A 26,979-nucleotide genomic window follows, 5' to 3' on the forward strand; every position below is an offset into this window, starting at 1 on the left:
GCGATCGCACGACAGGAGATCTTGATGCAAGCAATGACGCAAGGAATGGCAGCGGCCATCGCCGTCCTCCTGTTCGGCTGCGGTGCTGACGACGCGCTGCCCTCGGGGACCAGCGGCACCCCGGCGGGGTCGAGCGGAGCTGCCGGCTCCACCGGCTCCGCCAGCGCTGCGACCACAGGCGCTGCGTCCGCGGGCAGCGGCGGCGGCGATGTGAGCGCGACCAGTGGCACGGCGGGTGGGGGCGCCTCCGACGGAGCGGCGGGCGGCTCCAGCGGAGCGGCGGGCCACGGTGGCGCGGGCGGCGCGGGGGCGGGTGGCGCGGGGGCGGGCGCGGGTGGCGCGGCGACGTGTGACCCCGCGGACGAGACCCCCGATCCGACGCCGGTCAACGTGAGAGCCATGGGAGCCGCGTTCACCGGCTCACACGAGGTCGTGGTCGAGAAGGATCCTGGTCTGTCTGGCCGCACGATTTACAGGCCGAAGGACCTGGGCGGCGCCGAGAGGTACCCGATCGTTGCCTGGGGAGAGGGTGCCTGTTCCTTGAACGGCACCACCAACCCAGATTTTCTGGGCGAGCTCGCGTCGCACGGGTACCTGGTGATCTCCGACGGCGAGCCGAACGGCTCCGGCTCGAGGCCCATGGTCGAGGACTACAAGGCCATGGGAAAGCCCCTGATCGAGTCCCTGGATTGGGCCATCAAGGAGAACGGGCGAGCGTGCAGCCAGTACTACCGGAGCCTGGCTGCCGACAAGACCGCGGTCATGGGTTGGTCCTGCGGCGGACTGATGGCCGAGGGGGCTGCCGGCGACCCGCGCGTGACGACCGCGGTGATCTGGAGCAGCGGGATGATCAATCCCGATCAGAAGATCCTCGACGCGCTCCACGCGCCGATCGCGTTCATCCTCGGCGGCCCCGATGACGTCGCTTACCCGAACGGGACCCGGGACTACCGGAACACCCGCGACGTGCCCGCCGTCCTTGCGAGCACCAACGTGGGCCACGGCGGCACCTACGGCCAGGACAACGGCGGAGTCTTCGGCAAGGTCGGCGTCGCCTGGCTGGGCTGGCAGCTGAAGGGGGACATGGGCGCGACCGGCAAGGGCATGTTCGTCGGCGCGAATTGCGGCCTGTGCACCGACCGGGCATGGACCATCGAGTCGAAGAACATGAACTGAGGTGGGGCGCGCGACCGGCGCTAGATGCTCGGCGCGCGCGTGGTGCTCACGGGCATCCGCCCCGAGGTGGCGCCCGCCCTGATCGAGCTCGGCGCGGACCTCACCGGCATCGTCACGACGGGCACCTTGCAGAGCGGCATCGCATACGTGCTCCGGCCCACGGAGCGCCCGCGCGTCGCCCGGTGAAGCGCGCCATGGCTGCATCCTAAAGAGACCGAGACCCCTCCCCCGCGCGTCGCCCGGTGAAGCGCGCGACCCGGCTACGAGCTCGCCCCGACGCTCGCGAACGCGCCGGGCGTGACCGCCGTGCTCGAAGGCCGCGCGCCAGTCCATTTTCTTTGACACCAGCAGTGTGAACGCTCACTGTGCGCCTTGGGGTTTCCTTTCGCGTTGCCCTGAACAGGCCGTCGTTCGCGCCGGCCCTTCGTCCCTGGGCTCGGGCTCGCCCTCTGCGCCGATTCCATTCGCCTGGTCGTCGCGGACGCGAGCAACGGCGAGGTCGCGAGGGCGTCGCGTGTCGTTTCGACGGCTCTCGGTCGATCATCCCGACGGCGCAGCGGAGCTCGCATCCTGCGGCTCTCCGCTTCGGCGTGCGTGGGACGGAGGAATGCGATGCGTATGGTTCAAGAGAATGGTTCGCTGTGTGGGTCGCGCGAGCGGAGCGATGCGGAGATCCGGAGACCGCGCCGCTCGACGTGGGCCACGCTGGTGGGGACTGCCGCGCTGGTGGCGATGCTCTGCGGGTGTTCCGATGATCCGGAAGGAGCGACGTCGACCAGCTCCGGAACCAGCGCAAGCGCTACGACGGGCGCGACCAGCGAGGGGGTGACGAGCGGCGGCGTGACCAGCGGGAGCGCTGGAGGGGGAGTCGCCACGAGCGGCTCGACAGGCTCGGCCGGCGGTGACGGCAGCGGCACCGGGGGCGCCGGCGAAGCGGGCTCGGGTGGCATGGGCGGCGCATCCGACGGTGTCGGAGGTGCCGCGGGCGACGGAGGTGCAGGGGGCAGCGCTGGCGCGGGCGGCGGCCCGGCATTCCAGCCCTGCCCGGCGAGCGGCCCCTGCAAGATCATGCCCTTCGGCGATTCAATCACGCAGGGTTTCAACGTCGCCGGCGGCTACCGCGCCCCGCTGTTCCACCTCGCGCTCGAAGCGAACCGCGACATCACCTTCGTCGGTTCCGCCAATGATTACAGCGTGCCCATGGTGGACGGAGTGACGTTCCCGAGGAACCACGAGGGTCACGGCGGCTGGACGATCGAGGGCAACAACGGCATCGCGAAGCTCGTGGGCACCAGCATTCCGAATTACAAGCCCAACATCATTACGTTGATGATCGGAACGAACGACATCAACGGTAACATCAACCTTGCGGACGCACCGAATCGCCTGGGCAAGCTGCTCGACTCGATTTTCATGCGTGATCCGAACATCCTCGTGGTGCTCGCGCAGATCGTGCCGACGAGAACGGACGGCACGAACAACGCCGTCAAGGCCTACAATGCGGCCATGCCCGACCTGGTTTCGACGCGCGTCAGCAAGGGGCAGCACATCGTGCTGGTGGACATGTACACAGCGTTCACCAACGACACGAACTACAAGCAGTCCCTCTTCGCCGACAATCTCCACCCGAACCAGGCAGGGTATAACCGCATGGCCGAGGTTTGGTTCCAGGCGTTGAGTCCGTACCTTCGCTGAAATCGAAAGGCGAACGCACACCGGATTTCCGACAGCGGAGCTCCCGGACAGGAACCACCCGAACGAGGCCGGCTACGTGCGCATGGCGAACGTCTGGTACGGGGCGATCGGCGACCTCTTGCGGTGAGACGAGGTCGCGGTCGCGCCTTCCCCCGCGAGCCTATTGCTCGCGCCGCGTCGCGTGACGGCGCCGGCCAGTGCATCGAGGAGCGCCGGCCGGCGTCGTCGAGCTCGCGCCGGCCGGCGTTCCGCCCTTGTGATGGCTACGTCAGGTTCGTGAGCGGCCCGGTGCAGAACCTCGCGTCGCCGAACGTGTTCCGGCTGTCGCCGAACAGGTTCAAGATCGAGACGAGCAGATCGTTGTGCGGGCGATTGTTGTACCGGAGCCAGCGTCCAGCGCGCAGGCCTCCGCCGCCGCCGGCCAGCAAGAACGGCATGTTCGACTTGTTGTGGCTCGGCGGATCCTGGAGCTCGGACCCGAAGAAGACGACGCTCTCGTCGAGCAGCGAGTGTCCACCCATGTCGACCTTCGCCATCTCCTGCAGCAGATAGAGGTGCTGCTTCGAATACCAGTTGCAAATGAGCTCGCACTCGTTTGCCCTGAAGCCGCCGTCGTGCTGGTAGAAATGGTGGTGCTCGCTCAGGTTGAGCCAGGGGAAGGTGTGCTTCGCCTCGGTGTCGCTCCACTGCAGCGTGCCGACCGCGGTGATGTCGCAGGCGAGCGACATCACCATCATGTCCATCATCAGCTTGCCGACCTTCGGGATCGCCGCGTCGGTCGAGGTGTCCTTGACCTTGCCGTCGTTGTCCGCGCTGAGCCCCGTGCGCGGGTTGTAGTCGGACGTGTCGACCTTCGTCGGCGCCTTGCACGCGCTCGTCTCGACCGGCGGCGCGCTGTCGAGGCTCTTCTCGATCTCGCGGAGCTTCGTCAGGTGCTGATCGATCTTCTGCTTGTCGGCGGCGCCGAGCCGATTGGACAGGGCGGAGTAGCGCCCGTCGAGGAAATCGAGGATCGATTTCTTTCGCGCGAGTCGGCGGGCGGCGTCGTTGCCGGCGCTGGGATCCAGCGTGCCGAAGAGATCGGTGAAGATCTCCGTCGGATCGAGGCGCGGCGAGATCGGCCTGAACGGCGCGGCGCTCTCGAAATTCGCGGAGTTCATCGGTGACAGCAGGCCGTGGGACTTGCCCGTCGCCCAGCGCACCGCGATCTCGATGCTCGCCTTCGCCTTCTGACCGGCGGAGATCCGGGAGGCGATCACCTGATCGACGGACGGTCCGCCCGCGTAGCCGCCGTTCGGGGCCTGGGTCGTGCCCGAGAGCCAAGCGATGATCCCGGCCTGGTGCTGCTCACCGATCGCGCTCTTCATGTCGAGGCCGTCGACGACGATCAGCTTGTCCTGCACCGGCGCGAGCGGCGACAGGATGGGCCCCAGGGTGAAGTTCGTCTCGTTGCCGGTCGGCCGCCAGCGGTTGAGCACGGTCCCGCCCGGCGTGTAGACGCCGAGGAAACGCTTGGCGGGGGTGGCTTGCGCGCTCGCCGTGCGCTCGGGGCCCATGATCTCCAGCCAGGGGAGCGCGATGGCGATGGCGCCAGCGCCGCGCAGCACGGCACGTCGGCTCAAACGAAAGTTCGACATAACCATCACTCCTCCTGGGCAGCCATGTAGTGGAAGGCATCCGTCTGCGTGAGCTCGATCAGGAGCTGCTTCACATTGTATCCGGACGCCTTGAAGGCGTCCGTGACAGCCTTCTTGGTGCAAGCGTCCCCGGCGCGAAGGGTGAGACCATAGCCGTACTCGGCCCAGTGCGTCGCGAAGCAGTTCTGCACCGCCTCGGTCTGGGCGAGCCCCTGCACCAGCTCGACCGGCCCGTTCACCTTGATGTCCGTGCCCGGGACCGCGCCGCTCGCGTCGATCAGGACGTCGTTCTCCGTCGTGCGGAACAGCCCGACCGCGTCGTAGTTCTCGAGCGCGAACCCGACCGGATCCATGAACTGGTGGCACGTCGCGCAGACCGGATCCTTGCTGTGCTGGCTGAAGCGATCCCGCGCCGTCGCGCCGGTGTACGGATCCGGCGGCTTCACCCTCTCCAGGATGTCGCCGGTGGGGAGCGGGATCTTCTGGCACATCAGCTTGTCGAGCACGAACGCGCCGCGGACCACGGGGTTCGTGTTGTTCGAGTGCGTCGTCCCGGCCATCACGCCCGCCTGGGTGAGGAGCCCGAGGCGCTGGGTCGTGTCGAGCTGCACCCGCTGGAACTCGTCGCCCGTCACGCCGGAGACGCCGTAGAACGCCGCGAGAGGTCCGTTCATGAACGAGTACGGGGCCGTCAAGACGGACGCCCAGGTGCCGTTCTCCTCGAAGATCTCGTGCTCGATCAATCGCTGCGTCTCTTCGTGCAGGAGCGAGCCGATCGTCCGCGAGAAGGTCGGGAACAACTCCGCCTTTCGCTCGAGATCCGCGAGGCTGCTGATGGGGAACAGGTTGTCGAAGAAGTACCGGACGGTGGCCCGCGACCGGGGATCCTCGAGCATGCGCTCGGCATGAGCGCGCACGCCCTCCTTGGTCGAGAGCTCGCCCGCCTGCGCCGCCGTGCGCAGCTTCTCGTCGGGCATCGTGCCCCAGAGCAGGTACGATAGGCGCGTCGCCATCTCGTCGCCGGTGGGCCGTCGGAGGTCGGGGCGCTCCGCGTCGGGCGCGCCAAACTCGATGCGGTAGAGGAAATCCGGCGATTGAAGCAGCCCCTCGATCACCGTCGCGATGCCGACGCCGAACGTGGCGTCCGTCCGGCCGGCGCTGTACAGCGCGAGGAGCTCGTTCGCCTCGCCGTCGGCGAGCGGCCTCCGGTACGCGAGCGGCGCGAGTCGCTCGATGATCGTGCGCGCGCACGCTTCCTCGCCCTCCGCCGTCACGCCGCGCGCGCAAGGGTCGAGCTTCGCGAGCGCCTCCGGGGTGGCGGTCGCGCGCTTGGCGACGCCCTCCGCGACGGTGCCCAGCTGCTCGGCGAGCAGGCTCGAGACCGACAGCGTGTCCGCGTCATTGCCGAAGCCGTTCCCGACATCCTCGCTCGGCAGCGAAATGGCTGGATCGGTCGTGTCGCCCAGGAGGTCGCGGACGGTCTTGTTGTATTCGTAGCGCGTCAGCCGCCGCAGCGGCGCTCGCCCGGGGTACACCGTGCCGTCCTCGCAAGCGGCCGGGTCCGTCGGGCCCGTGCCCGTCCCCGTCCCCGTCGAGGTGGTCGACGGGTCGTTCGGGTCGTTCGGGTTGGAATCCTCGGAGCGAAACCCGCCCAGGTCTCCCGTGCAGCCGCTGGCCACGATCAACGCGATCGAGACAGCTAACCGAGAGCCCAGGAGAGGACGCGCCTTCTCATGATCTGAGGGCCTAACCATGTTCTCTCTCCTCGCCCGCTGTGGGCACGCTAAAGTGGAGCGCAGGCGGGATCTGGTGTTTACCCTCGCCCGTATCGCGACAGATCGTGGCCAGTTCGGCCTGATGATATTTCTACTACCTGCTGAGAAAATCCATCGACCACTCCATGGCGGGCCGCGACTGGCCATCCCTGATGAGGCCCAAGCCCCTCACCGGCGTCGTGCCATGAACGTAGCCCCCAGAGCGTGATGCCTTTGGTGTACGACCGAACGCAGCCGGCACCAGGATCGACCCGATACCCGACCACGGGGCTCGCAATGCGCATGGACCCACCCAGAGCAAAGCGAAAGGATACCTCTGCAATGTGAACGCTCACATAGCGGATGTCAACGCCTATCGACCGATCCGCGCGCGTCCGCCAGGCGGAGGGAGGACAAGGCCGGCGGAGCTTTTCCGGAGCGCCGCGTCACGAGGAGCGGAGGTCGTGCAGCTGAACGAGATTATGGCGATGAGCGTATACCCACGTTCCGGGCTCCCCGCGGAGGCCGGAGCCGCAGCAGCGGACTCAGCCGCGCGAGGGCCGCCGCTGTTCCAGGAGGCCGCCCGATTCCCCCTCACCCACCGGCCCCGCCGCGCACATCGACTGCAAGGCAGCGACGATCTCCTCCGTGACGCACGGCCCGCCCGAGACGTAGGACGGCGCGAGCGGCTTCAGCGGCGGCGGGAGCACCTCGGCGACCCGCGCGCCGATGGCGTCGCGCGACGCCGCGTGCCCCTCCTCCCCGGCCGCGGCCCGGAGCGCCTGCGCGAAATCGGCCGCGGTGGGCCAGCGCGCGTCGCGATCGCGCTCGATCGCCCGCGCGACGGCGGCCGTGACGGCCTGGCCCACACCCTCGCGCTCGCTCGAGAGCGGCGGCACCTCGCGCTCGAGGACGGCGTGGAGGGTCGAGACCATGTTGCCGCCGGCGAACAGCCGCCTGCCCGCCAGCACCTCCCACGCCACGACCCCGAGCGAGAACACGTCCGAGCGCCGATCCAGCGGCCTCGCGTTCGCCTGCTCCGGCGAGAAATAGCTCAGCTTCCCCTTCACCATCCCGGTCTTCGTCCGCGTCGTCCGGCGCAGGGCATACGCGAGCCCGAGATCGCAGATGGACGCCCGACCGTCGACGCCGACAAGGATGTTGGATGGCGAGATGTCCCGGTGGATCACCTGGAGCAGCTCCCCCGAGCTGTCGCGCGCCTCGTGCGCCGCGTGCAGCCCCTCGGCGGCCTGCGCGATGAGCTCGATCGCGTCGCCGACCCCGAGCGCATCGGGAGCCCGGGTCAGGTGCTTGAGGGTGACCCCCACGACGAGCTCCATGACGATGTACGGCGCGCCCTCGTCGAGACCGTAATCGAGGACGGGGACGAAATGGGGGCTCGCGACGCGCGACGCGATGCCCGCCTCGTCGAAGAGCATGGACGCATAGCTCGACTCGTACCGCAGATCGGCCCGGATCCGCTTCACCGCCACGAGCGACGCGCGCTCCAGACCCGCGCCGTCCGCGTCCCCTCCGCCCGCAGCGCAGGCGCGACGCGCGATGAAGACCTCGGCCGAGCCGCCCCTGGCCAGCTGCAACAGCAGCTCGTAAGGACCGACGGCGCCCAGGTCAGAAGAATCCATGCTCACTGCTCCGGGCGGCGGGTTATCACGTCAATGGTTGTTCATCAACCTTGGCCCCCTCGCGCTTCGCTCCGTTCACGCTCTGATTTGCGCTCCGGGGGGCGCCCCTGTCCTCCCCCTCCTCCGCCGCCGCGATCCGGCGCGGGGCCGCGGGCGACGAGGCCCTCGCCGTCCGTGGGGGCGTCGCCGCCGCGCTCGGCGTGCTCGGCCAGCACCCGCTCGTCGGTCTCGCCCACCGAGCGCAGCCAGCGCGCCGCAGCCCGGTGGCCGGCGGTGCGATCGCCGTCCGTGAGCATCCCGTAGGCGGCGTCACGCACGAGGGCGTGACGGAACGTGAGCTCGTCGTGCCCGGGGTAGCGCGAAACGCCGCGCCGGGCGACGAGCTCCTCCGAGAGCAGGCTCTTGAGCCAGCGGTCGAGCGACTCGGCCGAGGTGCCGGCGCCGAGCAGCTGCCGCACGCCGTCCGGCCAGAAGCTGCCGCCGAACAGGCTCGCCGCCCGCAGCGTGCGCCGCGCTTCGGCCGGCAGCGCCTCGATGCGCGCGTGCATCAGCGCCACGACCGTGGGCGGCATGTCGCTCCGGCCCTCCGCGCGCGCGCGCATCAGCTCCTCGAGGAAGAAGGGGTGGCCGTCGGCGTGCTCGACGAGGCGCGCCACCTCGGGCAGCGCGAGCTCCTCGCCGAACACGCTGCGGACGAGCCGCTCGGCCGCGCGCTGGCTGAGCGCGCCGAGCTTGATGTGCTGCACGCCGCGCGAGCCCCAGAGGCCGGGGAACGTCTCCATCACGCTGTGGCGCGCGAAGCCGAGCACGAGGAGCGGGCGATCCGAGAGCGCCTGGAGCGCCTCGTCCAGCACCGAGACCGAGGCGTGATCGCTCCAGTGCATGTCCTCGAGCACCACCACGACCGGCCCCTCGCCCGAGCGCGCGGCGAGCCACTCGAGCACGGCGCGGCGGGCCTGATCGCCCATGGCGACCGCGTCCCCGCGGGGGGCGCGCAGCTCCACATCGGGGTCGTCGAACGGCGTGCCCGCGATCTCGCCGAGGTACCAGGCGACGCGCGGGGCGTCGTCGGCCGGCGCGGGCAGGGTCCGCGCGACGTGCTCGCGGATCTTGGCGCGGCGCGCATCGAGCGCCTCGCCGGGCAGGCAGCCGGCGGCCGCGAGGACGATCTCGCCCAGCATGCCGAACGGCGCGCCCGCGCCGAGGGGGTCGCCCCGCGCCACGTAGACCGACGCGCGCGCGTCGCGCTCGCGCACGGCGCGGATGAGCTCGCAGCGGAGGCGCGTCTTGCCGATGCCGGCCTCGCCGAGGACGAGCGCGGCGCGCGCCACGGGCTCGTCGGCGCTCTGCTCGAAGAGGCCGCACAGCGTCGCGAGCTCGCGGTCGCGCCCGACGAACGAGGTGACGCGGCCGAAGAGCGTGCGCTCGGGCTCGGTGCCGTCGCGCTCGCCCATCAGCAGGAACGAGGGGCCGTCGCCGATCACCTCGAAGCGCGGCGCCGCGAGCCCCGCGGTGACCTCGTCGATGCGCACGTCGCCCTCTGCCTCGCGGAGGCGGGCGACCGCGCGGTCGATCACGTCGCCCGCGGGCAGGCGCTCGCCCACCTGCGCGCGGCCCGTGGCGAGCGCGACCGGGCGCCCGGGCAGGCGCGCCTTCAGCGCGAGCGCGCACTGCGCGGCGCGCGCCGCGAGATCGAAGGCGGCCATCGTGCCGGCGCCGCCGCGGCCGGAGAACACCTCGTCGGTCTGCGAGGACAGGAGCACCAGGCGCGTGCCGCCCGGGAGCCGCACGCGCTCGCCGCCGAACGCCTCGGCGAGCTCCGCGACGATGCGCTCGACGCCGCGATCGCTCGCCGGCTCCGGGTCGGCGGCGCCCAGATCGACGAGGACGACGCTGACGAGCCGCCGCTCGTCGTCCGTGACCGACGCCGGCGCGCCGTCCGCGCCCGCGCTGGACGCGCGCGCGAGCAGGGCGCGCGCCTCCGCGAGCGCGGCCGCCGCGGCGCGGCCGTCCGCGGGGCGCGCCGCCGGGTCCTTCGCCAGGAGGCGCGCGGCGAGCTCGTCGAGGAAGGGCGGCACGTCCGGGCGCCGTTCGACGAGGCGCGGCGCCTCCTCGAGGAGGATGCGGCACACCTCGGCGAGCGGGTCGTCGGCCGCGAAGGGGCGCTGCCCGGCGAGGCACTCGAAGAGCAGGACGCCGAGCCCGAAGACGTCGGCGCGCGCGTCGACCTCGACGTCGCCGCGCGCCTGCTCGGGCGCGATGTAGCCGAGCGAGCCGACCAGCGAGCTAGCCTCCGTGACGAGCGAGGTCGACGCCGCCGCCCGGGCGACGCCGAAGTCGAGCAGGACAACGCCGTCGACCCTGCCGTCGCGCAGGAGCACGTTGCTCGGCTTGAGATCGCGGTGCGTGATCCCGATCGCGTGGATGGCGGCGAGCGCCTCCGCGATCTGGTGAGCGACGAGCAGCGCGTCGGCCACGGGGAGCGCCCCCCCCTCCTCCAGGCGCGCGTCGAGCGTGACGCCCTCGAGCCACTCCATCGCGAGCCACAGGGCGCCGTCGTCGCCCGTGCCGTGCGCGATGTGCTGCACGATGAGCGGGTGCTGCACGGCCTCGAGCATGCGCGCCTCGCGCCGGAAGCGGGCGGCGAGCTCGGGGGGCGCGACCTTGAGCGCGACGGGGCGCCCGGTCAGCTGGTCGATCGCCCGGTAGACCGTGCCCATCCCGCCGGCGCCGGCAAGGCGGTGCACCTCGAACCGGCCGGAAACCAGCGTGCCCTCGCGCATGGTGCCAGCTTATCCGAGAGCTCCCGTCAGGTGCGCGGCGCGAGCGCTCGGTGGTGACGGTCCAGGGTGTTTGTTGTACGCTGTGCGCGCCGACACGCGCCGACACGCGCCAACATCCAGAGCGCCGCGCCGCCCGCACAGGACGCCCCCCCAGGGTCGCCGGCTCGGCCGATCGAAGAGGGACCCCCGATGAACCCCGGACAGCAGGTGACGAGCACGCTCAGGCTGGCGCGCGAGCTCGGGAAGGGGGCGATGGGGAGCGTGTGGGTGGCCGACCACCTCACGCTCGGGACGCAGGTGGCGGTGAAGTTCATGGCGCCGGCCTACGCGGACCAGAGCGGCTTCGTGGAGCGCTTCCGGCGGGAGGCGATGGCGGCCGCGCAGATCAAGAGCCCGCACGTCGCGCAGGTCTTCGACCACGGCGTCACGCCGGACGGGGTGCCGTTCATCGTGATGGAGCTGCTCGAGGGCGAGGACCTCAAGAGCCGCATGCAGCGGCTGGGCGCGCTGCCGCCCGTCGAGGTCACGACGATCGTGTCGCAGACCGCCAAGGCCCTCGGCCGGGCCCACCAGGCCGGGATCGTCCACCGCGACATCAAGCCGGACAATATCTTCCTGCTCGACGTCGAGGGCGAGCTGTTCGTGAAGGTGCTCGATTTCGGGGTGGCCAAGCGGGTCCAAGGCGAGCTCGGCATGACGTCGACCGGGAGCGTGCTGGGCACGCCGCTCTACATGAGCCCCGAGCAGCTGCTCAGCGCGAAGCACGTCGACTTCCGCGCGGATCTCTGGGGGCTCGCGGTGGTCGCCTACCACGCGCTCACCGAGCATGTCCCGTTCCGGGGCGAGACGCTGGGCGCGCTGTCGGTGGTGCTCCACACCGGGATCTTCACGCCGCCGAGCGAGGTGAGGCCGGAGCTCTCTCCGGCGATCGACGCCTGGATGAAGAAGGCGCTGGCGCACGATCCGGCGGCGCGCTTCTCGTCGGCGCGGCAGATGGCGGAGGCGCTGGAGCGCGCGGTCCTCGGGATCGCGCGCACGGCGTTCACGACCGAGCCCTCGTCCGCGGGGGAGCGAGCCCTCCACGGGAGCGCGTCGCAGCCGGTGCTGTTCGGGGAGCCGACGCCGCTGCCGCCGGCGCCGGGCGCGCGGCTCTCGACGACCGGCACGCCGCCGTCGTCGGCGCCGGGCGCGCGGCTCTCGACGGACGGCGCGCCGGGGCGGACGCTCGCCGGCATGGCGACGTCGGGGACGGACGGGGCCCGGCGGTGGGCGCCGGCCATCCTGGCGGCCGCGCTCGCGTTCGGAGCGCTCGTGGCGGCGGTCGTCTTCCTGGCAACGAAGCGGCCGCCCACGGCCGAGGTGACCCCCTCGTCGGAGGCGCCGGCCCGGCAGGCCGCGCCCGTCGTGGCGCAGCCGGTGGTGCCGGCGCCGGCGAGCGCCGCCGCGCCGGTCCCGGCAGGGCCCGCGAGCGCGACGCCCGCGGCCGATACCGCGCAGCCAGAGGCCACGGCGGCGACAGCGCAGCCAGCGGCCACGGCAGAGCCGGCGGCCACGGCGAGCCCGCGCGCGGCGGGGAGGCCGGGCGCGACGGCGGCGCCGCGCGGCACCTCGGAGGGGCGCGGCCGCGCCACGCCGCGGGAGGCGTCGACGGGCCGCCCGACCGGGACGAGGCCGCCACCGGTCGAGGACACGATCGGCTTCTGACGCGGCCTCCGGTCGGAGGGTGAGTCCTTATCCCACCCTCTGGAACCGCCAGGGCGCCATGAGACGCCAAGAACCCTTGTACGCCTCATGGCGACCTGGTGGCTCATGAGACCCACCTTGGGCCAACGTACTACCCCACCCCGCTCGGGCCCCATCACGCTCCAGGCGCCCCAGGCGCCCGTGGACGCGGCCTCCAGACGACCTGGTCAGACAGAGCCCGCCGAAATGGGGCCCTCGCGCCGATCGACGGAGAAATATGGAATCAACCGCGCTGGCACGGGCGATGTCGACATCGGAAGGTGAGGCCCAGGGGGCGCACTGCGACATCCCGCCTCACTCCTCCAGCGGAAGGGGCACTGAAATCGGCGCAAACGCACCGAGGCGCGAGAATTTCGGATTGGCACAGAGCGTGCGGTATCCGTCGCCGGGGCCCTGAGCGAGGACGCGCTCGACGCGAAGGAGGTCTCTTTCATGGAGAAGCTGGTAATTGGCCTGGTGCAGACGCACGACGAGGCGGAAGCCGCGGCGGAACGCATCATCGACTGCGGCTACACCCGACAGGAGGTCAGCCTGCTGATGACCGACGCGACACGCCACAGGTGCTTCCGGACCCCGGACGGAGCGCCGCCGTCACAGACGTTCGGCGCGGCGGTCGCGATGAGCGTCGTGGTCCCCGATCTCGGGTTCGTTGTCGCCGGCCCGCTGGCCGCCGTCGTGGCCAGCGCGGTCGGCGCCGGGATCACGGGCGGCCTGCGCGAGATCCTCATGACCGCGGGCGTCCCGAAGCACTGGGCGGAACGCTACGAGGCCGGCGTCCGGCAGGGCGGGATCCTCGTGAGCGTATTCGCCCGCACGGAGCGAGACGTCGGTCTGCTCCATCTGGTCCTGGACGACAACGGCCTCTACGCGGTCCGGCACGCCGCCGAACGCGAGGCGTACGATATCTATCTCTGATCGAGAGCAGAGCGAATCAACCCCCGAGCGACCTGAGCCGCGCGCGCAACATCAGGGCCCCGATGAGATCTTCCTCCGCGTCGCTCCGGCGCGACCAGCCGAGCGACAGGTAGCGCAGGAGCTCGCCGAACGTCGGCCCGGCCGGCGCCGCGCTCGTGCCGCCGCGGACGACCCAGAGCTGCTCGCCGTCGGCGCCGAGCGCGACGACCGCGCGATCGGCTCGAGCCGCCGCGCCGCCGCCGAGCGCCGAGCCCGAGAGGCGCGCGATCGGGTAGAGCTGGCGCGCCGCCGCCGCCTCCCAGCCCGGCTCGCGGTCGTGGCCGAGGAGCTCGCCCTCGCGGAGGAAGCGCAGCGTGCCCTCGACGGCGCCGATCGCGAGCTCGCGGTAGAGGTCCTCCGGATCCGCCGGATCGGCCCAGTCGTAGGCGCGCACGAACGCCGTGTACGTCGCCGGCGGGGCGACGCCGCGGATGGGCGGCGGGGACGCGGGCGCGCCGCGGCCGTCTTCGCGGCGGAGCACCCGGTTGAGCCGCGCGACCTCGTCGGCGATCGACCCCGGCCCGGGCGCGACGAGGTGCACCTGGACGCGGCGCTCGGGCGCGAAGAGGGCGCCCATGAGCGCGCCCAGCACCGGGGCGCCCAGCTCGGCCGCGAGGAACGTCGAGCCGCGGTGCGGCCGGATCGCCCGGTCCATGGCCTCGCGCTCCTCCGCCGCGGTCGCGCCCTCCGGCAGGTCGACGTCGACCTCGACGAGGTCGCTCCGGTCGGGCGCCTCCACGCCGGCCTCGACGCCCTCGTCCCCTTCCCTCACGAAGTGGCGGACGAACCCGCTCGCCTCGAAGCGCCAGCCGTCGTCGTGGACGACGTCCTCCGAGAACACGAGCGCGAAGACCGTGGCGCCGGGGTGGCCGAGCTCGGCGGCCGCGTCGAGCACGGCGACGGGCGGAGAGAGCTCGTCCTCGAAGAGCTCGGCGAGGTGGTCGAGCTCGTCGTCCCCGCCGCCGGCGGGCTCGCCGCTCGAGTAAAACGCGGCCGAGTGCCCTGGCACGCCGGGGAGCGGCGCGATGAACAGGCGCGGCGAGGCGACGTCCCAGCCACCGAGCGCCACGGCAAAGCCCTGGGACAGCGCGCGGTCCGGGATGTCGGCGGGTCGAAAGATCAACGCAGCGAACGTGGTGGCCATGAGGCGCTCAGGGTAACCCGATCGCCGGCCCGCGGCCGGCGTCCGTCGCGCCCGGCGCGCCTTCATAACCGCTTACTCAAGTTCTCCCTGGTCCGGGGTGCGGGCGCCGCCACGGCGGGAAATCGCGAAGGACGCTGCGGAGAGCCCGGCTCGCCGCGCCCCGCCTGCCGGCGAGCCGCCGCGCTCCGCCCGGGGGACCTTGGACGCGGCGCGGCGTATCGGGTAGAGGACACACCATGCTCGGTAAATCCACCCTGTCCGTCGGTGAGACCGCCCCTGATTTCACCCTGCAATCGCAGAAGCGGGAGACGGTGAAGCTCTCCGACTTCCGCGGCAAGAAGACCGTTGTCCTCTTCTTCTATCCCAAGGACGACACCCCGGGGTGCACCGCGGAGTCGTGCGCGTTCCGCGACCATTACGATGCGTTCGCGGAGGCGGGCGCCGAGGTCCTCGGCGTGAGCGCCGACTCGGCCGGGTCCCACCAGCAATTCGCCGACAAATACCGCCTGCCCATGACGCTGCTCAGCGATCCTGGCGGGGAGACCGCCGCGCGTTACGGCGTCAAGTCGCTCTTTGGCCTCCTCCCGGGCCGCGTGACGTTCGTCATCGATCGCGACGGCATCGTTCGACATGCCTTCTCCTCCCAGCTCCGCGCGACCCGCCACGTCGACGAGGCGCTCGCGGTCGTGAAGCAGCTCGAGGCCTCGCAGCGCGGCTGACGCGCGGCGCCGCGCCCCTTCTCCCGGCCAGCCACCGTCGTTGACGCTCCCCGGAGGGGCGTTATGGACACCCCCAGGGCGGGGCCATCGCACGCCTCCGCCGGGGGAGGCGACGATGAACCATGGATTGAGGACCACAGCGACGCTGCGGGCCGCCGCGATGGATCCGGCCCGATCGGGGGCCGCGTCGGACACGCTGCTGCTGAGGCGGGTGGTGCTCTCGACGGGCGGAGTCGGGTATTTCGAGCACGAGGCGCGCGTGCGCGGCGACGCCGAGCTCCGGCTCGAGGTGCGGCTCGATCAGGTCGACGATGTATTGAAGAGCATCGTTGTCTATGACGATCGCGGCGTGACGGGGAATATCACGCTTCCCGGGAGGGAGCCGCTGCGCGATCTGTTCCGCGAGCTGCCGTTCGACGAGGGCGCGCTCGAGTCCGAGGCCGCCCTGCTGAACGCGCTCCGCGGCGCCGAGGTGCGGACGCGAGGGGCGCAAGGGGCCATCACCGGGCGGATCGTCGGGGTCACCACGGCGCAGGCGGCGCTGCCGCACGGCGGCTCGGAGGACCGGCACCGGCTCGCGCTGATGTCGGAGGGCGCGCTGAAGCAGGTCGTCCTGGAGGAGCTCGAGAGCGTGGAGCTCGTCGAGGAGCGGCTGCGGCAGCAGGTCGGCGCGGCGCTGGTCGGGCTCTCGAGCCGGCGGGAGCGCAACCGCCGCGAGCTCGTCGTGCGCACGGCCGGCGAGGGCGAGCGGGTGGTCCGCGTGGCCTACGTCATCGAGGTGCCGCTCTGGAAGACGACGTATCGGCTCACGGTGCCGGAGGACGCGCAGGCGAAGACGGGGGCGCTCGCCGGGTGGGCCGTCGTCGAGAACCAGAGCGGCAGCGACTGGCAGAACGTGGATTTCACCCTGGTGTCGGGAGACCCGGTGACGTTCCGCCAGGCGCTCTACGAGATCTATTACGTGGCCCGGCCGGAGGTGCCCGTCGACGTCGCCGAGCGCGTGCTGCCGCGGCTCGACGAGGGCGCCGCGGGGCTCGCGGCCAGGGCGGCACGGCGCATGGGCTACCGCGCCGGCGGGAGCGCCGACGAGGCCCGCGCGCCCGCCGCGGCGGTCACCGTGCCCTCCGAGAAGGTCGAGCCGGAGCCCGCGGAGGCGGCGACGCAGGTCGTGTTCCACTTCCCGGCGCCGCTCACGATCGCGAGCGGGCAGACGGCGCTCCTCCCGATCGTCCAGCGCGAGATGCCGGCGGAGCGGCTGTGGCTCTATCAGCCGGAGGCGAGCACGCGCAGCCCGCTCGCCTCGGTCCGCCTGAGGAACGACGGCGACACGACCCTCCCGGCCGGCGCGATCACGGTCTACGAGCGCTCAAGCCGAGGGGTCGTCACCTACGTTGGCGACGCGCGGCTCTCGCCGCTGCCGCCGGGAGAATCGCGGATCGTGAGCTTCGCCGTGGACCGGAAGGTGCGAATCGACCGCGAGGAGCGGGGCGAGGAGGTGTTCTCGCGCGCCAGGATCCAGGGCGGCATGCTCGAGATCGTCAGGACCGCCCGCAAGGTGACGGTCTACACGATCGTGGGCGCGGCGCGCGAGCCGCGCGTCCTGCTCATCGAGCACCCGCGCATCGCCGGCTGGGACCTCGCCGAGCCCAGGGAAGGCGTCGAGGCGACAAGCGACCGCTACCGCGTCCGGCGCGAGGTCGCAGCGGGCGAGACGGCGCGCGTGACCGTGGCGCTGGAGCAGCCCATCTCGCACACGGTGGCGCTCACGGGCCTCTCCAGCGAGCAGATCGAGGTGGTCCTGTCGTCGCGCGAGATCCCCGAGGCGCTGCGCGCGGCGCTGGCGCGGCTCGCGGAGCTCAAGGCCGCGGTCGCCGAGAGGCAGCGCGCGCTCTCGGCCCTCGAGTCCGACCTCGCGGCGCTGCGCGTGGAGCAGGAGCGCGTGCGCAACAACCTCAAGGCGGTGCCCGCGGGGAACGCGCTCCACGAGCGCTACCTCAAGACGCTGGGCGAGCAGGAGGACCGGATCGCGGCCGTGTCGGCGAAGCTCCCGGGCGCGCGGGAGGCGGTGGCCAGCGCCGAGCGGGCGCTCGCCGAGTACGTGCGCGGCCTGTCGCTCACGACGTAGCGAACAGCGGAGGCCGCGCGCGCCCGGCGCGCTCCTGCGCGGCCTCCGCTGCCCTCCTGCGCGGTTGAATGCCACCCACCTCGAGCAAGCGCGGTAAATCGAGCGTTCCGGCGGACGCTGCGGCATCCCGCCGCGAACTTCTGAATTTTTGCGATGCGAGCTGCACCCCACGGAGGGCCGTGCGCGCTGGGCGGCAGGCCCGATGTGCTCGCAGGAGACTCGCTCGCGAGGATCGAGGAGGGTATGGGCTCAAGCAGGGTTCCCTGGGCTGGGTGGCGCTTCGCGCGATGCGTGGCGCTGCTCTGGACTGTCTATCTGATGTGCGCGCTCGGCTGCGCGGCGCCCTCGAGCGAGGCGCTCGACGTCGAGGCGCTGGAGGCGCAGTTCGCGGAGCGCGCCCGCGCCGCGCTCCGCGGCGACGACGCGCTCGTGTCCACCTCAGGGGGCTTCGAGCTCGCGGCGAGCCCGTCGCGCGGCGGCCTGACGCTCGCGTTCCCCGCGGACGGGAGCGGCGCCGTGCGGTTCGACCTGCCGGGTGGCCTCGGCATCGAGGTGCGCGAGCGCGGCGCGCTCGGTGAGGTCCAGAAGATCGGCGCTGCCCTCGCATACCCGCGCGCGGGCGGCTTCGCGCTCTGGACGGCGCAGCGGCACGGCGCGGAAGAGTGGCTCTGGTTCCCCGACGGTGCGCCCGCCGCGGGACCTGTTGCGTCATGGCGAGTCGAGGGGGCGCGCCTCCGCCGTCACGGCGCGAACGTGGAGGTCCTCGACGCGGCAGGGGAGCCGCGGATCATCGTGGCGGCTCCCGAGGCCTATGCGTCGCCGCTCCAGCGCGTCCCGACGCGCCTGGAGGTAGAAGGCGATGAGATCTCGCTCTGGGTCGAGGAGACGGGCTCGCCGCTCCTCGTGGACCCGTCATGGACCGTCACGGCCGCCTCCGAGGCGACGCTCCGCCACGAGCACACCGCGACCACGCTGCCCGACGGCAGGGTGCTCATCGCGGGCGGGCGGCGATGGCTCGGCTCGTCAGACCAGTACCACCTCGCCAGCGCGGCCCTCTATGATCCCGCGCTCGAAGCGTGGTTGCCCGCTGCTCCGATGAGCCAGCCGCGGTCGGCTCACACGGCGACCTTGCTCGCCGACGGCAGGGTGCTGGTCACGGGCGGCGCCATGGCCGGCGCAGCGTGGGTCGACACCGCGGAGCTCTACGATCCGACGACGGACTCGTGGATCCCCGCCGCGACCATGACCTCGCAGCGCTCGGGGCACACAGCGACCGAGCTCGCCGACGGGCGGGTGCTCGTCGCCGGGGGCGCTCCGGCGGGTGCCGCTCCTGCCGCTGCCGCCGAGCTCTACGATCCCGCGTCGGACGCCTGGACGCCGACGCCCGCGGCGCTCGTCGTGCGCAGGGAGCACGCGGCGACGCGCTTGCAGGACGGCCGCGTGCTGGTCGCCGGAGGCAGGATCATAGGAGCCAGCGTGGTGTCGAGCGTCGAGATCTACGATCCCGCGACGGGCGCGTGGACCCCGGGGCCGGACATGCTCCGCGCCAGGTGGATGCTCACGGCGACCTTGCTGGAGGACGGTGACGTGCTGGTGACCGGCTATGACTGGGATTCCGAGGCCGAGACCTACGATCCCGAAGGGAACACATGGACGCTCGCGAAGAACAAGATGAGCTTTCGGCGCGGCTGGCACACGGCGACGCGGCTCTGCGACGGGCGGGTCTTCGTCTCTGGCAACCAGCCGCCCGATCTTTACGATCCGAGCACGCGGACCTTCTCGACAGCGCCCAGGAGCGAAGTGAGCCGCGGCAGCGCCACGGCGACGCTGCTCCCGGATGGCCGGGTCCTCTTGGTCGGCGGGACGTCGACCGCGCCGGGCGCCGAGATCTATGACCCGTCGGTCGCGCCCTCGGGGACGCAGCTCGGCCCCCTGAGCGCCTTGCGGAATTACGCGAAGACCGTGGAGCTGGAGGACGGGAAGATCCTTGTCGCGGGCGGCAACGCCGGCACGAAGACCACCGAGCTCTACGATCCATCGAGCACGACGTTTTCCCTGGCGGCGCCTCTGAACTTCGAGCGGTCTCTCCCCGACCTGACACGCCTCGCCGACGGCAGGGTGTTGATCAGCGGGGGCCGCTTCGATGATTCCGAGACGGATCTGTACAACGAAATCTACGACCCGGCAGCGGATGCCTGGACGCTGGCCGCCCCCGACGAGGAGCGTCGATACAACCACACGGCGACCTTGCTCGGAAGCGGCGACGTGCTCATCGCGGGAGGCGCGGTGATGGATTACCCGATGGAGCCGTTCCGCGTCCGCAGGACCGGATCGGCTGCGCTGTATCGTCCAGCCGACGACACCTGGGTCCCTGTCGAGCCGATGAAAGCAAGCCGGGCGGAGCACGCGGCGACGCTGCTGAACGACGGCAGGGTGCTGGTCGTCGGCGGGATACAGGGATTCGACGATTACGACATCTCGACCGCGGAGCCGCTCGCCAGCGCCGAGATCTACGATCCCGCGACCCGGCGCTGGTCTCTCGTGGCGCCCATGACGGTGCCTCGGGGCAAGCCCACGGCGACGCGGCTCCTGGACGGTCGCGTGCTCGTCGTCGGGGGAGCCGCAGAGACCTACGACCCGGCGATGAACGTCTGGACTCCCACAGGGTCCATGAGCCAGCTGTCGGGTGGCAGTCACATTGCCACGCTGCTGACGACAGGCGAGGTGCTCGTCGTCTCAGGGACGACGGCGCAGATTTACAGCCCCGCGACGAACGCCTGGACACCTGCCCCGTCGACCTTGCTCTCGCATGGCTTTTCCACGTCCGCGCTCCTGCCGAGCGGCCATGTCCTCATCGTCGGCCCCAACAGGGACGCGGAGCTGTACGATCCTCGATGGCACGGCCCCGGGGACAACGGCTGCAGCACGGGCGCCGGCGGCGAGGGCGGCGCTGATTCCGGTGCAGGAGGCGCGGGCGGCGCGGGCGGCGCGGGCGGGGGTGAGCCAGGAACTGGCGGCGTCGGCGGCGGAACGTCCGCGACTGGCGGTGCTAGCAGCGGTGGATCCGGGACCGGCGGCGCCGGTGGTGGTGCGTCCGGTTCTGGCGGCATTGGCGGCGCTGGCGGCGATGCCGGCGCCGGAGGCGAGGGCGGCGTCTCGGCGAGCGGAAGCTCGACGAGCACCACCTCCGGCGATGGCGGCTCGGGGATGGCGACCGCATCCAGCAGCGCTGCAGGTGCCGGCGGCGATGAAACCCCGGGTCCGACGAGCGCTTCGAGCGGCCCCGGAGTGGACGAGCCGGCAGACACTGGCTGCACCATGGCGCAAGGGGCGTCCGGCAACGGCGCGAGCGCCTTCTACCTCGCTGTGATCGGGGGCGCTCTCCGGCGGAGGCTCCGCCGCTCCAGGGCGGCAATCCCGCGGTGAACTCTGATCGCCGGCTGCTCCCGCTGAACTGCATGGCCCTCGCTCTGCCGAGCAGGCCTATCGATCGCCCTCGCGGGCATCCTCGGCGCAGCGGGCGCCGCGCCGGTAGTCGGCCAGGGCCTCCAGATAAAGCGCGCTGAACCGATCCGTGGAGAAGGGATTCTGGCTGGTCACGAGGTTGCAATCCCGCCGCGCGTAGGCGCTCCCGGGGAATGCGGCCTCGTGCTCGTAACCGTGATCCTCGAGCTGCTCGCCGATGCCCCGGACCTGGGCGTCGGCCCCCATCACGAAGGTCTCGATATAAAACTCCTCGAGCGACGAGACCGACGTCACCGTCCGACCGCCGAGCGAATGCGGCTGCCGCATGCGGGTGAGCACCGCCGGCGCGTGGCAGATGAGCCCCACGGGCTGGTGTTTCGCGCCAAAGTGGGCGAGCAGCGCGTGCAGATCCGCGTTGTCGAGCAGGTCGACCATCACGCCCTGTCCCCCGGGAACGACGATGCCGTCGAACGAGTCGGCCGCCGCGCGCGCCGCCTTCAGGCTCAGCGGCGCGCGGACCTCCGGCGCGCGCTCGACGAAGCGCTGCGCTTGCGCGCGCCGCGCCCCGTCTCCCCAGTACCGCTCGCCGAGGCTCTCCGGGTCGATCGCCGGGGCGGCGCCGCCGTCGGTCGCGAACACGACCTCGTGCCCCGCGCCGGTGAGGGCCAGGTACGGCTCGTAGAACTCGCCGAGGAAGGTGCCGGTCGCGCGCTTCGAGCTGTCGGCGAGCGTCTGCTCTCGCGCGGCGCTGAGGACGAACAGGATCTTCCCTCTGGGCTTCTCTGCCACAGGGCGCTCGGGGAACACGGGGTGGAGCCTCGGCGCCGCCGCGCCGCACGCGACAAGCGCCGAGCCGGCGAGCACGACCGCGAGGCCCGCGATCAGCGCCGTCCTTCGGGCCGCGCCGCGCGGCGCACTGCGGCGCTCCGGGCCGCGCGTGGGTTCTGTCGCTGTGCGCTCGCCGTCTCGCTTGGTTCGTTCCGTCGTCATGCGGGAGACCATGACCAGCGGAGCGAGATCGCACCTTGACCTAGGTCAAGAAGCAGCGGTCCTGGTCGCTGCGCGCTTCAGGCGGCTCAGGGCCTCGGGTGTGATGCCGAGATAGGCGGCGATGTGGTAGTCGGGCACGCGGCGCGCCACGGCCCCGTGCTCTGCGAGGAACGCGCGATAGCGCTCGGCGGCCGGATCCATCAGCAGCGACGCCTCGCGGCGCACCTTCTTCAGGTACACCCGCTCCACGATCCGGCGGCTCACCCGCTCCCAGTAGATGTCGCGCTCACAGAGCTCGCTCAGCCGCGAGTAGGGCGCGACGAAGAGCTGCATCGGGGTCAGCGCCTGGATCGTCAGCCGGGCGGGCTCCCTCGTGATCAGCGCCTCCAGCACCGACATGAAGTCCGGCGCGGAGATGAACCCCTTGTTGAACTCCTTCCCATCGCTCCGCGTGTAAAACATCCTCGCGATGCCGGAGTTGACGAGCGCCACCGAGTCGCTCGCCTCGCCCGCCCGCACGAACGCCTCGCCCTTCCTGAGATTCTTTCCGTGAAACAGGGCCGCGAAGGCGTCGAAGCGCGGCGCCGGCCGGGCGTCGAGCGCGGCGATCATGCGCGCGAGCGCCGCGACCTGCTCCGCGCGCGAGAGCTGCACCATGGCAGGGGAGCCTAGCACGGCGCTCCCGGAGCGCGTCTTCCGCTCGCCCAAGCCTTCATCGTGACGGGTCGAGTCGCATGGGCTAGATCACAGATGCATGAACCATTCGGCGGTCACGGCGGTCCTTGTCGGCGCTTGCCTTCTCGTCGGCTCCGCATCGGCGCACGCGGACGGCGTGCCCCCCGCGGGGAGCCCTCCCCCCGTGGTGTATCCCGCGGAAGGTTGGCCCAATGTGGGGCGCCCCGGCGACCCGGTCGTGAGCGTGGGGGGCCTCTTCAGCTATACTGGCCGCGAGAACGCCGATGACGCCGTGGGCGCCGGCGTCGAGGGTAGCCTCGCGTGGTACGGACAACGCTCGTTCGCCTGGATAGGCGCCGTCGTGCAGGCGCAGCTCGTCGCCGACCGCCCGGCCCACGAGAGGTTGGCGCTCGGCTTCCAGGGTGGGTTCGGCCCGGTCGGCGCGGAGCTCTCGATGTACACCGAGGGCGCGGGCCGGTCGAACGCCCGGACGTATGGGGCGCAGATCGTCCCCTTCATCGCGATCCCCATCGCCTACGCGGGCATTCGACTCGCCCTTCCGTTCGACGGGGGAGCTGGCGCGACGATACCTTCCTACGGCACGGAGTACGGGTTGGTCATTGGCTTGAAATTCCCGATCAACCCGAGAGCCTTTGGACATAGTTTTCATTGAGCCGGTTCACGGCCCCGCACGCCGGCCACGCCGTTCTCTGCCCACGCCGCTGGCCCGCGGCCGCTCTCCGCTCGTCGAGCATCACCTCGGCGGCGACCAAGATCGCATCGGCCTGCTCCTTGGCTGGACACACCCGCCTGGCGCGCTCGCTTGCTCCTGTGCCCTTGCACGTCGGCCGCTCGATCGCCGCCGCACGCCGCGCGCGGCCCCGCCGCCCGTTGCTGCTTCGCTACAACGAGGTATCCGCTCCGCGGCCGCCTGATGTCCGCAGGCCGCAGCGCTGAGGCTCGAAAATCTCGGTCACGCCCCTCGCGTAGCGGCCCGCCGCTGTGATAAGGCTGGCCGCCGGGGGGCAGCTCCAGGAAGGCGTGTCGCGCATGCGCCTTGCACGGACGCCCCCGCGAGCGGCGCATACGTCGTCAGGAGGCTTGAGATGGACGAGAGGGTTCAGCGGTACGTGGACATGGGGGTAGCGCTCGGGGTGAGCGTCGGCGGGAAGATCGTGGGCGCGATCCTGGTCTGGGTCATCGGCCGCATGATCATCCGGGGGATCCTGTCGATGATGCAGCGCAGCTCCGCGCTGAAGAAGCTCGACACGACGCTGGCTCATTACCTGGAGTCGGCGGCGTCCGTGCTGCTGAACATCCTGCTCGTCATCGCCGTGCTCAGCGTCTTCGGCGTCGAGACGACCACCTTCGCCAGCCTGCTCGCCGCGATCGGCATCGCCGTCGGCATGGCATGGTCCGGCCTCCTGGCGAACCTCGCGGCCGGCATCTTCATGATCCTCCTGCGCCCCTTCAAGACCGGGGATTACGTGACGGCCGGCGGCGTGACGGGCACCGTTCACTCGATCGGCCTGTTCGCGACCACCCTCGACACGCCCGACAACGTCCGCACCATCGTGGGCAACAACAAGATCTTCAGCGACACGATCCAGAACTTCAGCACGAACCCGGTCCGCCGCGTCGACTGCACCGCGCAGCTCGCCCACGGCGCGGATCACGAGGCGGCGATCACGCGGCTCAAGGCGCACCTCGCGCTCATCCCCAACGTCGCGAAGACCCCTGCGCCCAGCGTCGAGATCCTGGATTTCACCCTCGCCGGGCCCGTGCTGGCCGTGCGGCCGTTCTGCCATACCGATCATTACTGGGACGTCTACTTCGCCACGACCAAGATCATCCGCGAGGAGCTCGGCAAGCTGGGGCTCCCCGTCCCGAGCCAGCACGTGCACATCAACCAGCTCGCGGCGGCGCCTCCCCAGCGCCTTGCGAGCGCGGAGTCGCATCCGACGGCATGATGCCCCGCCGGTCGACCCCGCGCGCGTCCCGGCGGATCACGGGAATCGGAAGGAAGGGCTCCAGAAACGCCTTGACGCCGCACGGCCCCGCGCCCGCTCCACCGGACAGGTGCGGGGTCGAGAACGTCTTGTGGGTGTTGAGCTGGAGGACGTCGACCCCCATGTCGCCGGGCCGGACGATCCCCATCAGCGAGTTCATGTTGGCGCCGTCACCGATGAGGAGCGAGCCATTGTCGTGCACGCGCTCCGCGATCTCCTGGATGTTCTTCTCGAAGAGCCCGAAGGTCGATGGGTTGGTCAGCATCACCGCCGCGACCGAGTCGTCGAGCGCGGCCTCGAGCGCGTCGAGGTCGGTCAATCCCTCCGGGGTGGTCCTGATCATCTCGCAGCGATAACCCGCCATCGACGCGGACGCGGGATTGGTGCCATGGGCCGAGTCCTGGACGAGGACCACGTCCCGCTCGATGCCCCGGGACTCGAACCACGCGCGGGTCATCAGGAGCCCCGTGAGCTCGCCGTGGGCTCCGGCCGCGGGCTGCAGGGTGACGTGGTCCATCCCAGAGATCTCGGCCAGGTGTTCGGCGAGGTGGAAGAGGAGCTCCCAGAGGCCGGGCAGCGTGCTTTCGGGTTGCCTCGGGTGCGCATGGGCGAACCCCGAGAGGCTCGCCAGGGGCTCGTGGCGCTTGGGGTTGTACTTCATCGTGCAGCTCCCGAGCGGATAGCTGCCATCGTCCACGCCGTAGGCGCGGCGGCCGAGCGCGGTGTAATGGCGGACGAGCTCGATCTCGCTGACCTCGGGCAGGCCGATGGGCTCGGTCCGGAGCGGCTCCGCGTCGAACCAATCGGAAGGATCGAGCGCCCCGAATTCGGGATCCTGGAGGCCCGCTCCGCTCACGCCCGGGCGGGACAGGTCGAAGATCGTCTCCTTCATGGTCTCAGCGCTCCGATCGTCTCCGCAAACAGGGCCGCGGCCTCGTCCAGCTCGGCGCGCGCTCTCACCTCGGTGACCGCGACGAGGAGGTTGCCCTCCACCTCGAATCCGGCGAACACGCCCCGCTCCAGCATCCGCTCCAAAAACACCGGCACGCGGCAGGGGAGCCGGAGCGCGAATTCATTGAAGAAGGGGCCGGTCGCCGCGGGCTCGACGCCGGGAATGGCGACCAGCTTCTCGTGAAGGTAACGGGCCTTGGCGGCGCACTGCGCGGCGATCTCCCGAAAGCCCCGCTCGCCGAGGGCCGCCAGGTAGACGGCGGCGCGCATCGCCTGGTGCGCCTGGTTCGTGCAGATGTTGCTCGTGGCCTTCTCGCGGCTCACCTGCTGCTCGCGCCGCTCCAGGACGAGCGCGAGGGCTGGCTTCCCATGGATGTCCCGCACCTCTCCGACGAGGCGCCCCGGCATGAACTCGCGCAGCCGCTTCTCGCAGGCGAGCACCCCGAGATAGGGACCTCCGGCCGAGAGCGGCAGGCCGAGGGGCTGCCCCTCGCACGTCACGATGTTCGCCCCGAGCTCGCCGGGGGGCTTCAGGAGCGCCAGCGTCGTCGGATAGCAGGAGACATTGAGGAGGGCCTCGTGCTGCCGGCAGCGAGCCGCCGCGGCCGGGATGTCCTCCAGGATGCCGAGGGAATTCGGGGTCTGCAGGATGAAGGTGGCCGCGGGGCGCGCGAAGGATGCCTGGAGCGATCGCGGTTCGAGCCGGCCCGAGATGGAATCCGCGGCGACGTAGGCCACCTCGACCCCGCGCCCGCGCATGTAGAGCTCGAGGACCGACTTCCACTCGGGCCAGATGCGCGAGGAGGCGAGGACGCGCCGACGGCCCGTGGCGGCGCAGGCCATCCAGGCCGCCTCGGCCATGGCCGTCGCCCCGTCGTACAGCGAGGAATTGACGACGCGCAGGCCCAAGAGCAGCGAGAGCATGCGCTGGTACTCGAAGAGGATCTGCAGCAAGCCCTGGCTCAGCTCCGGCTGGTAGGGGGTGTAGGCCGTCAGCAGCGCGTCGCTGGAGGTAAGGCTGTCGACGACCGCGGGGATGTGGTGCTCGTAGACCCCGCCGCCAAGGAAGCTCAGGTGGCTCCGGGTCGATGCGTTTTTTCCCGCGAGCTCCCGCAGGTGCTTGCCGAGCGCCCATTCGCTGTGGGGAGCAGGCAGGCGGAGCTCCCTGCCGAGGCGCACTTCCTGGGGAATGGGGGAGAAGAGGTCGACGATGCTCGTGAGCCTGAGGGCCTCCAGCAATGCCTTCCGGTCGGCCTCCCGGTGGACGTTGTAGCCACAGATGAGCGGCTCGGGATGACTCTCCATCGTATCGTGACGGGCTCCGGAGGGTGACGCGCTCGAGCGCGAAGCTGGGGTCGGCCTCCGTGGATCGCAAGACCACGAAGAAAATCGACGACGACACCGGGCGATCGGCTTCGGCTCGGCCTCCCAGGCGCATCGGAGGGTTTGACCAGGCGACGTCGACTGGCCCCAGCGGCGGGAGCGAACGTTCCGGCGCGACGGCGAGCGCCGCCCG

19 protein-coding genes are annotated in these 26,979 nt (G+C 71.3%); 10 read left to right on the forward strand and 9 right to left on the reverse strand.

Annotated features, from left to right (window positions below; translation table 11 throughout):
* The first annotated feature begins 33 nt into the window (after positions 1–33).
* The 3 genes from WMF45_RS26085 (at position 34) to WMF45_RS26095 (ending at position 2,871) form a co-directional block, all read left to right on the forward strand.
* Positions 34–1,176 (forward strand): poly(ethylene terephthalate) hydrolase family protein, encoded by a 1,143-nt coding sequence (locus tag WMF45_RS26085; protein WP_437707172.1) that lies wholly within the window; start codon positions 34–36, stop codon positions 1,174–1,176.
* A 24-nt stretch (positions 1,177–1,200) separates the two neighbouring features.
* Positions 1,201–1,362 carry a hypothetical protein gene (locus tag WMF45_RS26090; RefSeq protein ID WP_437707173.1) on the forward strand — a complete coding sequence of 54 codons (162 nt, stop codon included), beginning with the start codon at positions 1,201–1,203 and terminating at the stop codon, positions 1,360–1,362.
* A 426-nt stretch (positions 1,363–1,788) separates the two neighbouring features.
* Positions 1,789–2,871, forward strand: coding sequence for an SGNH/GDSL hydrolase family protein (locus WMF45_RS26095; protein ID WP_437707174.1), 1,083 nt, complete (start codon positions 1,789–1,791; stop codon positions 2,869–2,871).
* A 263-nt stretch (positions 2,872–3,134) separates the two neighbouring features.
* Here the strand turns inward: WMF45_RS26095 and WMF45_RS26100 are convergent, their stop codons facing one another.
* From WMF45_RS26100 to WMF45_RS26115, 4 genes are all read right to left on the reverse strand, one after another.
* Entirely contained in the window at positions 3,135–4,514 is a 1,380-nt protein-coding gene (locus WMF45_RS26100) for a DUF1552 domain-containing protein (RefSeq protein WP_437707175.1), read from the reverse strand.
* Positions 4,514–6,262: a DUF1592 domain-containing protein gene (locus WMF45_RS26105; RefSeq protein ID WP_437707176.1), complete on the reverse strand. Its 1,749-nt coding sequence runs from the start codon at positions 6,260–6,262 to the stop codon at positions 4,514–4,516. Before WMF45_RS26105 ends, WMF45_RS26100 begins: the two co-directional genes overlap by 1 nt.
* 545 nt (positions 6,263–6,807) lie before the next feature.
* Positions 6,808–7,905: a serine/threonine-protein kinase gene (locus WMF45_RS26110; protein WP_437707177.1), complete on the reverse strand. Its 1,098-nt coding sequence runs from the start codon at positions 7,903–7,905 to the stop codon at positions 6,808–6,810.
* 44 nt (positions 7,906–7,949) lie between these two features.
* Positions 7,950–10,688: a protein kinase domain-containing protein gene (locus WMF45_RS26115; RefSeq protein WP_437707178.1), complete on the reverse strand. Its 2,739-nt coding sequence runs from the start codon at positions 10,686–10,688 to the stop codon at positions 7,950–7,952.
* A gap of 189 nt (positions 10,689–10,877) precedes the next feature.
* On the opposite strand from WMF45_RS26115, the gene WMF45_RS26120 reads away from it, so the two are divergent.
* Together WMF45_RS26120 and WMF45_RS26125 are read left to right on the forward strand one after the other, a co-directional pair.
* A complete protein-coding gene (locus WMF45_RS26120) occupies positions 10,878–12,392 on the forward strand; it encodes a protein kinase domain-containing protein (RefSeq protein WP_437707179.1) in 1,515 nt (504 codons plus the stop codon).
* Between the two features lie 471 nt (positions 12,393–12,863).
* Positions 12,864–13,346 carry a hypothetical protein gene (locus WMF45_RS26125; RefSeq protein ID WP_437707180.1) on the forward strand — a complete coding sequence of 161 codons (483 nt, stop codon included), beginning with the start codon at positions 12,864–12,866 and terminating at the stop codon, positions 13,344–13,346.
* Between the two features lie 16 nt (positions 13,347–13,362).
* On the opposite strand, the gene WMF45_RS26130 is transcribed toward WMF45_RS26125, so the two are convergent.
* A complete protein-coding gene (locus tag WMF45_RS26130) occupies positions 13,363–14,529 on the reverse strand; it encodes a hypothetical protein (RefSeq protein ID WP_437707181.1) in 1,167 nt (388 codons plus the stop codon).
* Positions 14,530–14,765: 236 nt separating this feature from the next.
* Between WMF45_RS26130 and WMF45_RS26135 the strand changes: the two genes are divergently transcribed.
* From WMF45_RS26135 to WMF45_RS26145, 3 genes are all read left to right on the forward strand, one after another.
* On the forward strand, positions 14,766–15,248 hold the full coding sequence (locus WMF45_RS26135; protein ID WP_437707182.1) for a peroxiredoxin: 483 nt from the start codon (positions 14,766–14,768) through the stop codon (positions 15,246–15,248).
* Between the two features lie 115 nt (positions 15,249–15,363).
* Positions 15,364–17,373 carry a DUF4139 domain-containing protein gene (locus tag WMF45_RS26140; protein ID WP_437707183.1) on the forward strand — a complete coding sequence of 670 codons (2,010 nt, stop codon included), beginning with the start codon at positions 15,364–15,366 and terminating at the stop codon, positions 17,371–17,373.
* 243 nt (positions 17,374–17,616) lie between these two features.
* Positions 17,617–20,799 (forward strand): kelch repeat-containing protein, encoded by a 3,183-nt coding sequence (locus tag WMF45_RS26145; RefSeq protein WP_437707184.1) that lies wholly within the window; start codon positions 17,617–17,619, stop codon positions 20,797–20,799.
* A 57-nt stretch (positions 20,800–20,856) separates the two neighbouring features.
* Here WMF45_RS26145 and WMF45_RS26150 read toward each other — a convergent pair whose 3' ends face one another.
* Both WMF45_RS26150 and WMF45_RS26155 read right to left on the reverse strand, forming a co-directional pair.
* A complete protein-coding gene (locus WMF45_RS26150; protein ID WP_437707185.1) occupies positions 20,857–21,828 on the reverse strand; it encodes a DJ-1/PfpI family protein in 972 nt (323 codons plus the stop codon).
* Positions 21,829–21,873: 45 nt separating this feature from the next.
* On the reverse strand, positions 21,874–22,485 hold the full coding sequence (locus tag WMF45_RS26155) for a Crp/Fnr family transcriptional regulator (RefSeq protein WP_437707186.1): 612 nt from the start codon (positions 22,483–22,485) through the stop codon (positions 21,874–21,876).
* A gap of 97 nt (positions 22,486–22,582) precedes the next feature.
* On the opposite strand from WMF45_RS26155, the gene WMF45_RS26160 reads away from it, so the two are divergent.
* Both WMF45_RS26160 and WMF45_RS26165 read left to right on the forward strand, forming a co-directional pair.
* Positions 22,583–23,176: a hypothetical protein gene (locus WMF45_RS26160; RefSeq protein ID WP_437707187.1), complete on the forward strand. Its 594-nt coding sequence runs from the start codon at positions 22,583–22,585 to the stop codon at positions 23,174–23,176.
* A gap of 433 nt (positions 23,177–23,609) precedes the next feature.
* Positions 23,610–24,473, forward strand: coding sequence for a mechanosensitive ion channel family protein (locus WMF45_RS26165; RefSeq protein ID WP_437707188.1), 864 nt, complete (start codon positions 23,610–23,612; stop codon positions 24,471–24,473).
* Here WMF45_RS26165 and WMF45_RS26170 read toward each other — a convergent pair.
* The gene (locus WMF45_RS26170) at positions 24,409–25,404 is read right to left on the reverse strand and encodes an aminotransferase class V-fold PLP-dependent enzyme (RefSeq protein ID WP_437707189.1); all 996 of its coding nucleotides are present in this window, start codon (positions 25,402–25,404) and stop codon (positions 24,409–24,411) included. The genes WMF45_RS26165 and WMF45_RS26170 overlap by 65 nt on opposite strands.
* Positions 25,401–26,768 carry an aminomethyl-transferring glycine dehydrogenase subunit GcvPA gene (gcvPA, locus tag WMF45_RS26175; RefSeq protein WP_437707190.1) on the reverse strand — a complete coding sequence of 456 codons (1,368 nt, stop codon included), beginning with the start codon at positions 26,766–26,768 and terminating at the stop codon, positions 25,401–25,403. Before gcvPA ends, WMF45_RS26170 begins: the two co-directional genes overlap by 4 nt.
* Positions 26,769–26,979: the final 211 nt, after the last annotated feature.

Source organism: Sorangium sp. So ce448, from assembly GCF_051520915.1.
GTDB classification, from domain to species: Bacteria; Myxococcota_A; Polyangia; order Polyangiales; family Polyangiaceae; genus Sorangium; species Sorangium cellulosum_B.

Bases quoted from the DNA above. Each gene is read 5' to 3' on its own strand.
- WMF45_RS26085 (WP_437707172.1), top strand. From the start codon at position 34: ATGACGCAAGGAATGGCAGCGGCCATCGCCGTCCTCCTGTTCGGCTGC.
- WMF45_RS26140 (WP_437707183.1), top strand. From the start codon at position 15,364: ATGAACCATGGATTGAGGACCACAGCGACGCTGCGGGCCGCCGCGATG.
- WMF45_RS26135 (WP_437707182.1), top strand. From the start codon at position 14,766: ATGCTCGGTAAATCCACCCTGTCCGTCGGTGAGACCGCCCCTGATTTC.
- WMF45_RS26110 (WP_437707177.1), bottom strand. From the start codon at position 7,905: ATGGATTCTTCTGACCTGGGCGCCGTCGGTCCTTACGAGCTGCTGTTG.
- WMF45_RS26095 (WP_437707174.1), top strand. From the start codon at position 1,789: ATGCGTATGGTTCAAGAGAATGGTTCGCTGTGTGGGTCGCGCGAGCGG.
- WMF45_RS26165 (WP_437707188.1), top strand. From the start codon at position 23,610: ATGGACGAGAGGGTTCAGCGGTACGTGGACATGGGGGTAGCGCTCGGG.
- WMF45_RS26105 (WP_437707176.1), bottom strand. From the start codon at position 6,262: ATGGTTAGGCCCTCAGATCATGAGAAGGCGCGTCCTCTCCTGGGCTCT.
- gcvPA (WP_437707190.1), bottom strand. From the start codon at position 26,768: ATGGAGAGTCATCCCGAGCCGCTCATCTGTGGCTACAACGTCCACCGG.
- WMF45_RS26170 (WP_437707189.1), bottom strand. From the start codon at position 25,404: ATGAAGGAGACGATCTTCGACCTGTCCCGCCCGGGCGTGAGCGGAGCG.
- WMF45_RS26145 (WP_437707184.1), top strand. From the start codon at position 17,617: ATGGGCTCAAGCAGGGTTCCCTGGGCTGGGTGGCGCTTCGCGCGATGC.
- WMF45_RS26115 (WP_437707178.1), bottom strand. From the start codon at position 10,688: ATGCGCGAGGGCACGCTGGTTTCCGGCCGGTTCGAGGTGCACCGCCTT.
- WMF45_RS26130 (WP_437707181.1), bottom strand. From the start codon at position 14,529: ATGGCCACCACGTTCGCTGCGTTGATCTTTCGACCCGCCGACATCCCG.
- WMF45_RS26090 (WP_437707173.1), top strand. From the start codon at position 1,201: ATGCTCGGCGCGCGCGTGGTGCTCACGGGCATCCGCCCCGAGGTGGCG.
- WMF45_RS26100 (WP_437707175.1), bottom strand. From the start codon at position 4,514: ATGGTTATGTCGAACTTTCGTTTGAGCCGACGTGCCGTGCTGCGCGGC.
- WMF45_RS26150 (WP_437707185.1), bottom strand. From the start codon at position 21,828: ATGACGACGGAACGAACCAAGCGAGACGGCGAGCGCACAGCGACAGAA.
- WMF45_RS26155 (WP_437707186.1), bottom strand. From the start codon at position 22,485: ATGGTGCAGCTCTCGCGCGCGGAGCAGGTCGCGGCGCTCGCGCGCATG.
- WMF45_RS26160 (WP_437707187.1), top strand. From the start codon at position 22,583: ATGAACCATTCGGCGGTCACGGCGGTCCTTGTCGGCGCTTGCCTTCTC.
- WMF45_RS26125 (WP_437707180.1), top strand. From the start codon at position 12,864: ATGGAGAAGCTGGTAATTGGCCTGGTGCAGACGCACGACGAGGCGGAA.
- WMF45_RS26120 (WP_437707179.1), top strand. From the start codon at position 10,878: ATGAACCCCGGACAGCAGGTGACGAGCACGCTCAGGCTGGCGCGCGAG.